Source organism: Acrocarpospora catenulata, from assembly GCF_018476525.1.
Taxonomy (GTDB): domain Bacteria; phylum Actinomycetota; class Actinomycetes; order Streptosporangiales; family Streptosporangiaceae; genus Acrocarpospora; species Acrocarpospora catenulata.
Genome location: NZ_JAHCST010000007.1, coordinates 237,796 through 251,188, shown reverse-complemented (window position 1 = coordinate 251,188; position 13,393 = coordinate 237,796). Strand labels below are relative to the sequence as shown.

16 protein-coding genes are annotated in these 13,393 nt (G+C 70.9%); 8 read left to right on the top strand and 8 right to left on the bottom strand.

What is annotated here, in order from left to right:
• Window positions 1-199 precede the first annotated feature (199 nt).
• A complete protein-coding gene (locus KIP79_RS10055) occupies window positions 200-571 on the top strand; it encodes a DoxX family protein (protein WP_214104423.1) in 372 nt (123 codons plus the stop codon).
• A gap of 1 nt (window position 572) precedes the next feature.
• The gene (locus tag KIP79_RS10050) at window positions 573-1,070 is read left to right on the top strand and encodes a MarR family winged helix-turn-helix transcriptional regulator (protein WP_214104422.1); all 498 of its coding nucleotides are present in this window, start codon (window positions 573-575) and stop codon (window positions 1,068-1,070) included.
• A 1-nt stretch (window position 1,071) separates the two neighbouring features.
• Here the strand turns inward: KIP79_RS10050 and KIP79_RS10045 are convergent, their stop codons facing one another.
• The 3 genes from KIP79_RS10045 to KIP79_RS10035 form a co-directional block, all read right to left on the bottom strand.
• Window positions 1,072-2,031 carry a zinc-binding dehydrogenase gene (locus KIP79_RS10045; protein ID WP_214104421.1) on the bottom strand — a complete coding sequence of 320 codons (960 nt, stop codon included), beginning with the start codon at window positions 2,029-2,031 and terminating at the stop codon, window positions 1,072-1,074.
• Between the two features lie 145 nt (window positions 2,032-2,176).
• Complete coding sequence (locus KIP79_RS10040) at window positions 2,177-2,338, bottom strand: hypothetical protein (protein ID WP_214104420.1); 162 nt, start codon at window positions 2,336-2,338, stop codon at window positions 2,177-2,179.
• A 129-nt stretch (window positions 2,339-2,467) separates the two neighbouring features.
• On the bottom strand, window positions 2,468-2,632 hold the full coding sequence (locus KIP79_RS10035; RefSeq protein ID WP_214104419.1) for a hypothetical protein: 165 nt from the start codon (window positions 2,630-2,632) through the stop codon (window positions 2,468-2,470).
• A gap of 227 nt (window positions 2,633-2,859) precedes the next feature.
• Here KIP79_RS10035 and KIP79_RS10030 point away from each other — a divergent pair, with 227 nt between their 5' ends.
• Window positions 2,860-3,093: a hypothetical protein gene (locus KIP79_RS10030; protein ID WP_214104418.1), complete on the top strand. Its 234-nt coding sequence runs from the start codon at window positions 2,860-2,862 to the stop codon at window positions 3,091-3,093.
• A 17-nt stretch (window positions 3,094-3,110) separates the two neighbouring features.
• Here KIP79_RS10030 and KIP79_RS10025 read toward each other — a convergent pair whose 3' ends face one another.
• A complete protein-coding gene (locus KIP79_RS10025) occupies window positions 3,111-3,674 on the bottom strand; it encodes a TIGR03085 family metal-binding protein (RefSeq protein WP_308169646.1) in 564 nt (187 codons plus the stop codon).
• A gap of 317 nt (window positions 3,675-3,991) precedes the next feature.
• On the opposite strand from KIP79_RS10025, the gene KIP79_RS10020 reads away from it, so the two are divergent.
• The gene (locus KIP79_RS10020; protein ID WP_214104467.1) at window positions 3,992-5,776 is read left to right on the top strand and encodes an ABC transporter ATP-binding protein; all 1,785 of its coding nucleotides are present in this window, start codon (window positions 3,992-3,994) and stop codon (window positions 5,774-5,776) included.
• Complete coding sequence (locus KIP79_RS10015; protein WP_214104417.1) at window positions 5,773-7,575, top strand: ABC transporter ATP-binding protein; 1,803 nt, start codon at window positions 5,773-5,775, stop codon at window positions 7,573-7,575. The genes KIP79_RS10020 and KIP79_RS10015 overlap by 4 nt, the downstream gene beginning before the upstream one ends.
• On the opposite strand, the gene KIP79_RS10010 is transcribed toward KIP79_RS10015, so the two are convergent.
• The 4 genes from KIP79_RS10010 to KIP79_RS09995 are packed head-to-tail and all read right to left on the bottom strand — an operon-like array spanning window position 7,550 to window position 11,433.
• The gene (locus KIP79_RS10010; RefSeq protein ID WP_214104416.1) at window positions 7,550-8,347 is read right to left on the bottom strand and encodes an ABC transporter permease; all 798 of its coding nucleotides are present in this window, start codon (window positions 8,345-8,347) and stop codon (window positions 7,550-7,552) included. The two genes, KIP79_RS10015 and KIP79_RS10010, sit on opposite strands and share 26 nt — an antisense overlap.
• Window positions 8,344-9,177: an ABC transporter permease gene (locus KIP79_RS10005; RefSeq protein WP_214104415.1), complete on the bottom strand. Its 834-nt coding sequence runs from the start codon at window positions 9,175-9,177 to the stop codon at window positions 8,344-8,346. The genes KIP79_RS10010 and KIP79_RS10005 overlap by 4 nt, the downstream gene beginning before the upstream one ends.
• A 6-nt stretch (window positions 9,178-9,183) precedes the next feature.
• Window positions 9,184-10,401 carry an ABC transporter substrate-binding protein gene (locus KIP79_RS10000; protein ID WP_214104414.1) on the bottom strand — a complete coding sequence of 406 codons (1,218 nt, stop codon included), beginning with the start codon at window positions 10,399-10,401 and terminating at the stop codon, window positions 9,184-9,186.
• 12 nt (window positions 10,402-10,413) lie between these two features.
• Complete coding sequence (locus KIP79_RS09995; RefSeq protein WP_250212954.1) at window positions 10,414-11,433, bottom strand: ABC transporter ATP-binding protein; 1,020 nt, start codon at window positions 11,431-11,433, stop codon at window positions 10,414-10,416.
• Between the two features lie 117 nt (window positions 11,434-11,550).
• On the opposite strand from KIP79_RS09995, the gene KIP79_RS09990 reads away from it, so the two are divergent.
• Genes KIP79_RS09990 through hisI form a run of 3 tightly spaced genes read left to right on the top strand, consistent with a single transcriptional unit; the run spans window position 11,551 to window position 13,392 of the window.
• Window positions 11,551-12,309: a FadR/GntR family transcriptional regulator gene (locus KIP79_RS09990; protein WP_308169651.1), complete on the top strand. Its 759-nt coding sequence runs from the start codon at window positions 11,551-11,553 to the stop codon at window positions 12,307-12,309.
• Window positions 12,310-12,312: 3 nt separating this feature from the next.
• Window positions 12,313-13,032, top strand: coding sequence for a cache domain-containing protein (locus KIP79_RS09985; RefSeq protein ID WP_214104412.1), 720 nt, complete (start codon window positions 12,313-12,315; stop codon window positions 13,030-13,032).
• Between the two features lie 15 nt (window positions 13,033-13,047).
• A complete protein-coding gene (hisI, locus tag KIP79_RS09980) occupies window positions 13,048-13,392 on the top strand; it encodes a phosphoribosyl-AMP cyclohydrolase (RefSeq protein ID WP_214104411.1) in 345 nt (114 codons plus the stop codon).
• Window position 13,393 lies beyond the last annotated feature (1 nt).

The window sequence follows — 13,393 nt, the reverse complement described above, 5'->3', positions numbered from 1 at the left end:
GAATGTTTTTCCTCTTGCTTTCTGGCGACTTGCACCCTCGGCCGAATGGAGTAACACCATTAATTTCCTCTTTGTGAGGTAAGTCCATTTCGGCCGGTGTCACAGGATGGTTACTCATCGTGATGCCATGGGCCGGGAACTTGATGCTTCAAGTAAGGTCCGATAGCTTGAAGCATCAAGTTTCCCCCAAGGAGTACCGATGAACGTTGTCCTCTGGGTCCTGCAAGGCCTGCTCGCCGTGGCCTTCGCCGGGGCCGGCATCATCAAGACCACCCGGCCCAAAGACCAGCTCAAGGCCGCCATGCCCTGGACGGAGGACTTCTCCGCCACCCAGATCAAGGGCATCGGCGCACTGGAGTTCCTGGCCGCCCTCGGCCTCATCCTCCCCGCCGTGACCGGCATCGCCCCCGTGCTCACCCCGCTGGCCGCCACCGGCCTGGTGCTCGTCATGGCCGGCGCCATCCTCACCCACCTGCGCCGCAAGGAGTCCTCGGTCATCGTCGTCAACGTCGTGCTGCTGGCCCTGGCCGCCGTCGTCGCATGGGGGAGGTTCGGTCCGTACGCTTTCTGATGTGGAACCACGGGGCGGATGGCTGGACGAAACCGAACAGCGGGCATGGCAGGGCCTCATCGGCTTCGCCATGCTCGCCCTCCCCGAACTGGAGCGCGCCCACCGCCGCCACGGCCTGGTGCACATCGAGTACGGCCTGCTCGCCGCGCTGAGCGACCGCTCCTACCGGCTGAGCGAGCTGGCCGCCATGCTCACCATGTCGCAGAGCCGCCTCAGCCACCGCATGAACAAGCTCCGCGACCGCGGCCTGGTCCTGCTCAGCCCCAGCCCCGAGGACGGCCGGGTCACCGTCGCCGAGATCTCCCCCGCCGGGCGCGCCCTGGTCGAGAGCATCGCCCCCGGCCATGTGGAGGACGTCCGCCGCCTGGTCTTCGACAACCTCACCCCGGCCCAGACCGAGGCGCTGGCCGACGCCCTCACCGCCGTCATCGGCGGGCTGGGCTCCTGCGGCCCTATCGACCGTCCCGCGCCCGACTGTCCCCCACCTGGCTGTCCCTGACCTAGCTGTCCCTGACCCGCAGCAGGGTCTTGCCGAGCGTGCCACGGGCGGCCATGGCCCGGTGCGCCTCGGCGGCCTGCTCCAGCGGGAACATCTGGCCGATCAGCGGCCGCAGCCGCCCCGCCGCGCCCGCGGCCAGGGCCTGCTCGGTGGCGGCGCGCAACTCCTCGGGCGTGGGGCTGGGCCGGACCAGGGTGACCCGGCGCTCCGCCGCGCGCTCCGGCGGGATCTTCGCCCACTCGCCGCTGGCCAGCCCGAAGCTGACCATCCGGCCGCCGGGATCGAGCAGTTCGAAGGCGGCGCCGGCGACGGCACCGCCCACACCGTCGAGGACCACGTCCACGCCGCCGGCGGCCTTGCGCACCAGCTCGGGCCAGGCGGGGTCGCGGTAGTCCACGACCGTCTCGGCGCCCAGCTCCGCGGCCACCGCCATCTTGAGGTCGCCGCCCGCCGCCCCGATCACCCGGGCTCCGGCGGCCACCGCCAGCTGCACCAGCAGGGAACCCACCCCGCCGGCCGCGGCCTCCACCAGCACCCGCTCACCCGGGGCGGGCGCGCCCGCCCGCAGCATCAGGGTCGCGGTCCTGCCGTCGGCGAGCAGCGCCACCGCCGCGTCCAGCGCCAGACCCTCCGGTACGGTGAACAGCCCCGCCGCGGCCACGGCCACCCGCTCGGCGTACCCGCCGGAGCCGCCGGTGGAGGTGACCACCCGCCGGCCGACCAGGCCCGGATCGACCCCCGAGCCGGCCGAGGCGACCACGCCGCCGACGCCGTTGCCGAGGATCGTGGGCAGCGCCGGGCGGAACGGGCCGGTCCCCGCGCGGACCTGGGTCTCCACGAAGGTGAGGTTGGCGAATTCCACCTCGACCACGACCTGGCCCGGGCCCGGCGACGGTTCCGGGGTGTCGGCGACCACCAGCACGTCCGGATCGCCGAACTCGTGTATCCATACCGCGCGCACAACGCACCTCCCGATCAGTTGCAGCTCACCCGCGCACGCCTTCGAGCGCGGTCGAGGCCGGGGACGGGCGAGCAACGATCGGGAGGTCGGCGATGGTGAGGTGTCAGCGGATCGGCCCGGGAGACTGGCTCACGGGCCGGTCAGATCACCGCAGAACCTGCGTGAAGAAGGTCGCCAACTGCGTGGCGCCGGTGTTCACGCTGTCGAACACGCCACGCACGGCCGCAGCCGCGGCGGACGGCTGCGTGTAGAGGTAGAAGACCACGAACGCGATACCCGCATACGTGAGCACCTTCTTGACCTGCATCAGGGGGCCTCCTGCGGTCAGTTTCCCGCTGCTATGTACCCGGCAACCCGAATGATCATAACTAGCCGCGAAGCAAGGAGGACCTTCCGGCCCCCCCGACTCACCGGCGTCTCAGAGTAACCGCCGCCGCTAACCAGCGAACAGTGATGTGAAGAACCGTGATAGCGACTCCGCTCCGGCCCCGATTCCGTCCAGAACCCCGCGGACCGCCGACGCCGCACCGGTCGGCTGGGTGAACAAATAGAAGATCACAAAAGCGATGATCGCGTACGTTAACAGCTTCTTGACGTTCAAGGCGGGGCTCCAACCGTGATGCGCTGCCCCTCATGCTGCCCCATTTCGGTGGGTACCGTACGCGAATTGGGGATAAGTCCGGATGTCCGCAACCTTGTCCGTAACCACGAAAACTTCGCCGGATTCCATCACCCGATGAGATCTGCCCGGCTCCCCTGCCGCAGGGTGGCGTGATGAATTGTTCATCCCGCGATGTGCCGAGACGATCCTGAGGAGTGCGCACGCTCATGGACCCCAGCGTGGATTCCCCCGCCCGCCTCGCCGAGGCGCTCCGCCCCGTGCTGGCCCTCGGCCCCGGTACGGTCGAGGCCGCCGTCCTGGCCAGGAACCTGAAGGAACTCTCCTCCCAGCTGACCGCCGACATCCACGCCGTGCAGGACCAGTCAGCCCGGGAGGTGCTCCGCCGGATCCGCACCGAGGTGGAGCGCCTCACCGACGAACTGGACCGGCCCGGTCACTGAGGCTGATCGCTGGGGCCTCACGCCCCCAGCGGGGCGGCCATGAGACGGCTCACGGCGTCGTCGGGGCCGTCCATGGCGACCCTGGCGTGGGACTGGCGGCCGAAGGCGAACAGCAGGAGTTCCAGGGGCGCGCCGGTCACCACCACGGCCGGGTCGGCCATCTTGGCGCCCGCCTTGTCCGGGGTGTCGGCGCGGCGGAGCACCACCCCGACGGGGGACTTGCGGAAGAAGAACCGGCCGCCGGCCTTGAGGCGCCGCCAGATCAGGTCGTCCAGGTCGGCGGGGAGCGCGCGGGGCTCCCAGCCGGGCTGGGCGCGGCGCACGTCCTCGTGGTGGACCAGGAACTCGATGGTGTTGACGAGGGAGTCCAGCCCGGGCACCAGACCGTACGGCGTCCAGCGGGGCGGCCCGGTGCGGACCATGTCCACCAGCTTCGGATAGGGCGTGCCGGACTTGAGATCGGTCTGCACGGTCCGGGTGTAGGGCCCGAGGAATTTTACCGAGATTCCGGCGGCGGCATCGATGCGCCGTTCCCGGAGCACCAGGTGGGCGGCCAGATCGGCCGTCGTCCACCCGTGCACAGGGTGGGCGCGTCCGGACCGAGCCGGTCGAGCAGGTCGCTGAGCGCGGCGCGTTCCGCGCGGGCGTGGGTCACGGCACCCAGACTAGATCGGGACCGAGAGCAGGGCGCGAGCGGGAATAACCTGCCGCTCCGGAAAGATTTCACGTGCCTAGGACCAGCGGCTGACCACTAGCAAGCGACCTGTCAGCCTATGGGCTGATCCAGGATGTCTGTCCCCTTATGTACTGTCATCTCTCGGAAGCTCTGCTGTAACGGAGCCACAACCGAAGCAACCGAAAGGAACCCCGCGTGCCGACCAAGGTTTCTTCCGCAGTCATGCGCCAGGGGTTCCGGGTGATCGGTGTCGCCATCAAGACCGAGCCGCGCATCTTCACCGTGGCCGTGCTGGCCAGCGCCGTCTACGGCGTGATGACCGTGGCCGCGGCCTGGGCGCTGGGCTGGGCCACCGAGAACGTGGTGCTGCCCGCCTTCCGCCAGGGCACCACCACCGGCGGCGCCCTCACGGCCGCCGGGCTGCTCATCATCGGCGTGGCGGCGCTCAAGGCGCTCGGGGTGATGGGCCGCCGCATCCTGGCCGGGATCATGCAGTACCGCATGCAGGCGCACTCCCGGCGCGCGGTCACCCGCCAGTACCTGCGGCTGCCGATCTCCTGGCACCACCGCCACCCGACCGGCCAGCTGCTCTCCAACGCCAGCTCCGACGCCGAGGCCGCCTGGGGCCCGCTGGCCCCGCTCCCGATGGCGGTCGGCGTGATCATCATGCTGCTCGCGGCGGCGGTGGCCATCGTGGTCACCGACCCCATGCTGGCCATCGTCGGTTTCCTGATATTTCCGGCGATCGCCCTGCTGAACCTCGTCTACCAGCGGCGGCTCTCCCCGCTCGCCACCCGCGCCCAGGAGCTGCGCGCCTCGGTCAGCGAGGTGGCGCACGAGAGCTTCGACGGCGCCCTGGTGGTCAAGACCCTCGGCCGCGAGGAGGCCGAGACCGTCCGCTTCCAGGCCAGGGCCGACGAGCTGCGGGACGCCAACATCGCGGTGGGCCGGGTGCGCGGCCTGTTCGACCCGCTGCTGGAGGCGCTGCCCACCCTGGGCGTGCTGGCCGTGCTGCTGGTCGGCGCGATGCGGTTAACCTCCGGCCAGGTCACCTCCGGCGACCTGATCCAGGTGGCGTACCTGTTCACCCTGCTCGCCTTCCCGATCCGGGCGCTCGGCTGGGTGCTGGCCGAGCTGCCGCGCAGCGTCGTCGGCTGGACCCGCGTGCAGGAGGTGCTGGACGCCACCGGCTCCCTGACGTACGGCGCCGAGCGTCTGACCGGGCAGGACCCGGCCAGGGCCGAGGCCCGGGAGGTCACCTACGGTTACGACCCCGAGCTGCCGGTGCTGCGCGGGGTCACCTTCACCGCCGAGCCGGGCCGGACCGTCGCGGTGGTCGGGCCCACCGGTTCCGGCAAGTCCACGCTCACCCAGCTGCTGGGCCGGCTGATCGACCCCGACGCGGGCGCCGTGCTGGTCGACGGCGTGGACCTGCGGGAGCTGGCGCGCGGCGAGGTGAGCGGCAGCGTCGCCCTGGTGCCGCAGGCCACCTTCCTCTTCGACGACTCGGTGCGCGGCAACATCACGCTCGGTGCCGGGCTGCCCGACGAGCAGGTCTGGGCCGCCCTCCGGCTGGCCCAGGCCGACGGCTTCATCAGCGCGCTCCCCGAAGCCCTGGACACCCGTGTAGGCGAGCGCGGCGCCACCCTCTCCGGCGGGCAGCGGCAGCGGCTGGCGCTGGCCAGGGCGCTGGCCCGGCGGCCCCGGCTGCTGATCCTGGACGACGCCACCTCCAGCGTGGACCCCCAGGTGGAGAAGCGCATCCTGGTCGGCCTGCGCGACCAGCCGGCCACGGTGATCGTGGTGGCCTACCGGATGGCCACCATCGCCCTCGCCGACGAGGTGGTCTACCTGGAGCAGGGGGTCGTGGCCGACCAGGGCACCCATGAGCAGCTGCTGCGGCGCTGCGCGGGTTACCGGGACCTGGTCACCGCCTACGAGCGGGAAGAGACCGAGCGCGCGGAACTGGCGGAACTGGACGAGATCGAGGACGAGGTCGTGGCATGAGTATGCAGGCGCTGGAGCGGTCCGCCCTGGAGACGGTCCGCCAGGGCATCCGGCTCTCGCCGGAGTTCCGCAAGGGCCTGGCCGGCACGCTCGTCCTGGCCGCGCTGGCCACGGTCGGCAAGATCATCGTGCCGATCGCGGTGCAGCAGGTGATCGACAAGGGCCTCCAGGGGCCCACCCCCGACCTGGCGTTCATCCGAAACGCCGTGCTGGCCTGCGCGGTCGCCGTGCTGCTCACCGCGCTGGCCGGGTACCTGATGAACGTGCGCCTCTACCGGGCCACCGAGTCCGGCCTGGCCACCCTGCGCGGCAAGGGCTTCCGGCACGTGCACGACCTGTCGGTGCTCACCCAGAACACCGAGCGCCGCGGCGCCCTGGTGTCCAGGGTGACCGGGGACGTGGACCAGATCAGCACGTTCATGCAGTGGGGCGGCCTGATGATCATCCTGGCGGTGGGCCAGCTGGCCATCGCCACCGTGCTCATGGCGGTCTACTCCTGGCAGCTCACCCTGCTGGTCTGGCTCTGCTTCCTGCCCGTGATGCTGGCCCTGCCCCGCTTCCAGCGCCTGGTGGCCCGCGGCTACACGGTGGTCAGGGAGCGTACCGGCGACGTGCTGGCCGCGGTCAGCGAATCGGTGGTGGGCAGCGCCGTGATCCGCGCGTACGGGTCGGAGGACCGCACCGCCGAGCGCATCGACCAGGCCATCGACGGCCAGCGCCGGGCCCAGGTGCGGGCCCAGAAGATCGTCGGCCTGACCTTCCCGATCAGCGAGCTGGTGGCCTCGATCGCGCTGGCGGCGGTGGTGGTGGCCGGCGTGCTGCTCGGCCTGGACGGCGACATCACCGCGGGCGAGCTGATCGCCTTCCTGTTCCTGATCACCCTGTTCATCTCGCCGCTCCAGATGGGCACCGAGGTGCTCAACGAGGCGCAGAACGCGATCGCCGGCTGGCGGCGCATCCTCGGCGTGCTGGACACCCCCGCCGACGTGGCCGACCCGGAGGACGGCGTGGTGCTGCCGCGCGGCCCGATCGCGGTGGCCTTCGAGGAGGTCGGCTTCCACTACCCGGAAGGCCCGCCGGTGCTGCACGAGGTCAGCGCGGCCATCCCGCCGCGCAGCAGGATCGCGGTGGTGGGGGAGACCGGCTCCGGCAAGACCACCTTCGCCAAGCTGCTCACCCGGCTGATGGACCCCACCGGCGGCCGGATCACCGTGGACGGCGTGGACCTGCGCCAGGTGAGGTTCTCCTCGCTGCGCGAGCGCATCGTGATGGTGCCGCAGGACGGCTTCCTGTTCGACTCCACGCTGGCGGAGAACATCCGGTTCGGCCGCCCCGAGGCCACCGACGAGGAGATCACCGCGGCGCTCGGCGAACTGGGTCTGGCCGACTGGCTGGAGGGCCTGCCGTACGGGCTGCGCACGCCGGTCGGGCAGCGCGGGGAGTCGCTGTCGGCGGGGGAGCGGCAACTGGTCGCGCTGGCCCGCGCCTACCTGGCCGACCCGGACCTGCTGCTGCTGGACGAGGCCACCTCGGCGGTGGACCCGGCCACCGAGGTACGGCTGGCCCGTGCCCTGGAGGGCGTCACCCGGGGCCGCACGGCCATCTCCATCGCGCACCGCCTCTCCACGGCCGAGGCCGCCGACGAGGTGATCGTCTTCGAGCACGGCCGGATCGTGCAGCGCGGCCCGCACGCCGAACTGGTGGCCGAGCCGGGCGTCTACGCCGACCTGCACGCCTCCTGGACCACGGCCACCACCAGCGCCACCACCAGCGCTAGTAGCGCGACGCCTCGCCCGTGATCCGCTGGGCCAGCCAGATCGGCAGCACGCTCAGCACGATCAACGCCGCCGCGACCACGTTCACCACCGGCGCCTGGTTGGGCCGGAACAGGTTCTCGAAGATCCAGATGGGCAGGGTGCGCACCCCGGCGCCCGCCGTGAACGTGGTCACGATGATCTCGTCGAAGGAGAGCGCGAAGGACAGCAGCCCCCCGGCCAGCAGCGCCGAGCGCATCATCGGAAAGGTGACCAGGCGGAACGTGGTGAAGGTGTCCGCGCCCAGGTCGGCCGAGGCCTCCTCGATGGAGACGCCGAGCCGCCGCAGCCGGGCCAGCACGTTGTTGTAGACGGTCACCACGCAGAAGGTGGCGTGCCCGACGATCACGGTGAACAGCCCGAGCGGGACCCCCAGCACCGAGTGGAAGGTGTTGCTCAGCGCGATCCCGGTGACGATGCCGGGCAGCGCGATCGGCAGCACGATCAGCAGGGAGACCGTCTGCCGACCGAAGAAGGCGTACCGCTGCACCGCGAAGGCCGCCATGGTGCCCAGCAGCAGCGCGATCGCGGTGGCCCCGAGAGCGGCCTGCACCGAGGTCCACAGCGCCTCCCGCATGCCGGTGGAGCGCCAGGCCGCCCCCCACCAGTCCAGGGTCAGCCCGGGGGGCGGCCAGCCGAAGGTCCGGTCGGCGTTGAAGGAGTTGACCACCACCACGGCCAGCGGCAGGTAGATCACGGCCAGCCCGGCCCCCAGCGCGGTCCAGAGGGCGGCTCGGGCCGTACGGGACAGGTTCACAGGTTCTCCAGGGCTCCGGTCCGGCGTACCGCCGACAGGTAGACCAGCATGATGAGCACCGGCACGGTGGCCACGGCCGCCGCGAACGGCAGGTTGTTGGCGGCGCCGATGTTGTCGTAGACCACGTTGCCGATCAGCTGCGAACTGCCGCCGACGATCTTCACGGTGATGTAGTCGCCCAGCGAGAGCGAGAACGTGAAGATCGACCCGGCCACCACGGCCGGGAAGGTGAGCGGCCAGACGACCGTGCGGAAGGTCCGCCACGGCCGGGCCCCCAGGTCCCCGGCCGCGTCCAGCAGGGAGTTGGGCAGCCGCTCCAGGCCCGCGTAGATGGGCAGGATCATGTACGGCAACCACAGGTAGGACAGGGTCAGGATGGTCGCGCCCAGCCCGTACCCCCAGCCCAGGATGCCCTCGGAGGACAGCAGCACCCGCCAGGCGTACGCCTTGACCAGGTAGGACGCCCAGAGCGGGGTGAGCACCGCGATGACCAGCCAGCGCTGGGTCCTGGGGGAGGCCAGCTTGGCCATCGCGAAGGCCATCGGGAAGGCCACCACCAGGTCGATCAGCGTCACCGCCGCCGCCACCCCGAGGGAACGGAGCGCGACCGTCCGGTACACCTCACCGGTCACCAGATCCTGGAAGTTCGACCAGGTGAACGTGCGGATCAGGTTCCCGGTGAAGGTGTCGGTGGACCAGAAGGCGGTCACCAGCAGCGCGGCCAGGGCGCCCAGATAGGCCAGCCCCAGCCACGCCATCGGCGCCGACAGCAGCAGCGACAGCCGTACCCCGGCGTGCCGGTGCAGGAAGGTGGCCAGTCGCCGCCTCATCAGCTCTTATCCCTTGATCTCGGTCCAGGCCCGGGTCCACTCGGCGTAGTCCTTGCAGGTCACGTCGGTGCGGCCGTCCAGGCACTGCGGGATGGGGGTGGTCCAGTAGTAGACCTTCGAGAAGTAGTCCTCGTCGGTGGCGTGGAAGGTGTCGCAGTGCTTGGGGTCGGCCGTCTCGGCGCACGACTTGGCGTTGGACGGCGCCTCGCCGAACCACTCGGCGACCTGGGCGTTGGCCTTGGGGGAGATGATCCAGTCCAGCCACTTGTAGGCGCAGTTGGGGTGCTTGGCGTTGGCGGCCACCATCCAGGTGTCCGACCAGCCGGTCGCGCCCTCCTTGGGCAGCGTCACCTCCACCGGCGCCTGGTCGGCCTGCGCCAGGTTGGCGATCACCTGCCAGGTGGTGCCCACCACGGTGTCGCCCGCCTTGAAGGCCTGGATCTCCTTGGTGTAGTCCGACCAGTACTCGCCGATGATGGTGCGCTGCTGCTTGAGCAGGTCCACGGCGGCCTGGAACTGGGTGTCGTCCAGCGCGTACGGGCTCTTGATGCCCAGTTCGGGCTTGGTGGCCATCAGGTAGACGGCGGCGTCGGCGATGTAGATGGGCGAGTCGTAGGCGGTCACCGACCCCTTGTACGGCGAGTTGGGGTCGAACACCACGCCCCAGGAGTCGGGGGCCGGGCTGACCTTGTCGGTCCGCCACATCAGCAGGTTGGCGCCGCGGCCGTGCGGAACCCCGTAGGAGACGCCGTTCACCGAGTTCCACGGCCGGTCCTTCAGGCCCGCGAAGACGTCGGCGTAGTTGGGGATCAGCGCGGTGTTGACCGGGGCCACGTTGCCGGCCGCGATCAGGCGGAGCGAGGCGTCGCCGGAGGCGGAGACGGCGTCGTACTCGCCGGTCTTCATCAGGTTGACCATCTCGTCGGAGGTGCCGGCCACCTTGGTGTTCACCTGGCAGCCCGTGGTCGACTCGAACTCGGTCACCCAGTCCACCTTGGGATCGCTGGAGCCGTCCTCCACATACCCGGCCCAGGCGACCAGGTTGACCTGGCCCTCGCCGGCGCCGAGGGACTGCAGGGCCTCGATCTTGGGCGGGGTGAAGCCGCTGGAGCCGGGGGCGGGGGCGGCCGTGCCGGTGGGTTCGGTGGACCCGCAGGCGGCGGCCAGCGCGAGCGCTGCGACGGCGGTAAGGGTACGGGAGAGCCTTCGGGGGGTTGATCGCATGCTGACTCCTTGTTAGACGATCGCGAACTCGTGGCGGCGGTGCCACACGAGCCGGACCCTGGTACCGCGCAGGCCCATCACGTCCATGGACGAGACCTGCAGGTTCTGCTGGAGGGCGATGAGCCGCCCGCCCGCGTCCAGATCCACCACGAACCGGGTGGCGGGCCCCGCGTACACGACCTCGCTGACCAGGCCGGTGGCGCTGTGCTCGCCGTCCCCGACGGGTTCCTCCGGCGCGGCCACCCGCAGCTTCTCCGGCCGCACGCTGAAGGTCCCCTCCTTGCCCAGTACGGCCTGGGCCGCCGCACCGGAGATCAGGTTGGAGGTGCCGACGAACCCGGCCACGAACGCGCTCGCCGGTCGCTCGTACACCTCGGCGGGGCTGCCGATCTGCTCGATCCGGCCGGCGTTGAAGACCGCGACGCGGTCGCTCATGGTCAGCGCCTCCTCCTGGTCGTGGGTGACGAACACGAAGGTGATGCCGACCTCGCGCTGGATGGCCTTCAGCTCGACCTGCATCTCCTCGCGGAGCTTGAGGTCGAGGGCGCCGAGCGGCTCGTCGAGCAGGAGCACGCGGGGGCGGTTGACCAGGGCCCTGGCCAGGGCGACCCGCTGGCGCTGGCCGCCGGAGAGCTGGGCGGGGCGGCGTTTCTCGAACCCTTCCAGCCGGACCGAGGCGAGCGCTTCTAACGCGCGTTCCCGGCGGTTCGGGACCTTTTTCACGCGCAGGCCGTACTCCACGTTCTCCAGGACGGACATGTGGGGGAACAGCGCGTAGTCCTGGAAGACGGTGTTGACGTCGCGTTCGAAGGGGGCCAGCCGGGTCACGTCCCGGCCGCCGAGTTCCACGGTCCCGGCGGTCGGGGTCTCGAATCCGGCGATCAGCCGCAGCACGGTCGTCTTGCCCGAGCCGGACGGGCCGAGCATCGCGAAGAACTCGCCGTCGGCGACGTCCAGGTCCACTCCCGCGACCGCTTCGACGCTCCCGAAGCTCTTGCGCAGCCCGCGCAGGGCTACCGCTTGGTCAGCCATGAACTTAAACATATGGTGTTAAATGTTTCGCAACAAGACACGATCCGGTATCACAGGGGTTAACGAGAAAGGCGTGACCTGGACCCGTGCGGCCAGGGCGGCTGCTCGTTGCTGAAAGTGGTCGACGGGGAGGGCAAGCGGATGAACACGGCGCGGCTGGCCGTCTTCGCGCCCGTCGACAGCACCGCCCGGGTGGAGGCCGTGGTCCGCCGCCTCACCGACGCCATCGCGCTCGGCCTGCTCACCGACGGCGAGCAGCTGCCCAGCGAGGCCGAACTCGCCGCCCAGCTGGGCGTCTCCACGGTCACCCTGCGGGAGGCGCTGATGGCGTTGCGCCAGCAGGGCCTGGTGGAGACCCGGCGCGGCCGCGGCGGCGGCAGCTTCGTGCGCGCCCCCGACTCCCTCGACGTCGGCGTACGGCTGCGCGCCTACGCCGTCGACGAACTCCGTGACCTCGGCGACCACTACGCGGCCATCGCCGGGGCCGCCGCCCGGCTGGCCGCCCAGCGGGCCCTGCCCTCGGACCTGGCGCCGCTGCGCCGCTCCCTGGCCGAGATGGCCACCGCCGACTGGGACGGCCGCCTGCGCCGCCTGGACGGGCGGTTCCGGGTCGAGGTGGCCGCCGCCTCCCAGTCCGCGCGACTCACTCAGGAAGAGATCCGGTTACAGGCTGACATCGGACCGTTGCTGTGGCTTTCCCGGGACGAGCGGCGGGGGCACGATGAGATGTCGGTGCGGCGGCTGCTCGACCAGCACCAGACCCTCGTCGAGGCCATCGCGGCCGGCGACGGCGACCGGGCCAGGGCGCTGGCGGAGCGGCACGTGCAGGACGCGATGGATCACCTCATCGAGCTTCGGCTGCGCCTTCAGGAGTAGTACATGACCAGCACAGTGTCGACCAGTGCAGGGTCGACGGCGCAGGTGGGCACGGCCGTCGCCAGGGTCGCCCAGCTGACCGACCAGGTGTACGCCGCCCTCCGCGAGGTCCGCGACGCCACGGTGACCGCGCTCCGGGACTCCCTCGGAGCCGCGCCCGCGCCGGTGGTGGCCGACCTGGCGGCGCTGCGGCCGCTGCTCTGGCGGCGGCTCGGCGCGCTCATCGCCGGGATCGGGTTCATCGCCGCGCCCGGGCTGCTCGCGGACGCGCCCTGGTACCTCGAATGGTGGCAGGAGAACCCGTCCGGGCGGCCGGTGCAGCTGCTGCGCGACCTGGACCCCTCCTCCAGCGCGTTCTACGACTACACCCACTGGGACTGGTACACCGGGCCGCAGGCAGGGGTGGAGCACACCATCTGCGGGCCCTACGTGGACTACCTCTGCACCGACGAGTACTCGCTGACCCTGTCGGTGCCCGTCACCGTCTCCGGCGCCTTCCTCGGCGTGGCCGCCGCCGACGTCTTCGTCCGCCGCTTCGAGGCCGCCGTGCTTCCCGCGCTCCGTGAGATCCCCGGACCGGCCTTCCTGACCAACGCGGAAGGCCGGGTGGTCGCCTCCACCACGGCGCGCTGGATCACCGGCGCCGCCTACCGGGGGGCTCCTGGATTCACCGCCCATCCCATCCGCGACCTGCCGTTGTCGCTGGTGGCGGCCGATACGTGAGGCATGATGGGGGACATGTCCCTTGATCAGAAGATCGCCGGCCGGTTGAAGCGCAATCCCGACGGGCTGGTGCCCGCCGTCGTCCAGCAGTACGACACCGGGGAGGTGCTGATGCTCGCGTGGATGGACGACGAGGCCCTGCACCGCACGCTCACCACCGGCCGGGCCACCTACTGGTCGCGGAGCCGGGGGTCGTACTGGGTGAAGGGCGACACCTCGGGGCACGTCCAGTGGGTCAAGCACGCCGCTCTCGACTGCGACGGTGACACCATCCTGCTCCAGGTCGATCAGGTGGGGGCGGCCTGTCACACCGGGGACCGTACGTGCTTCGACGCGGACCCCCTCGAAGTGTCGGGGTGAA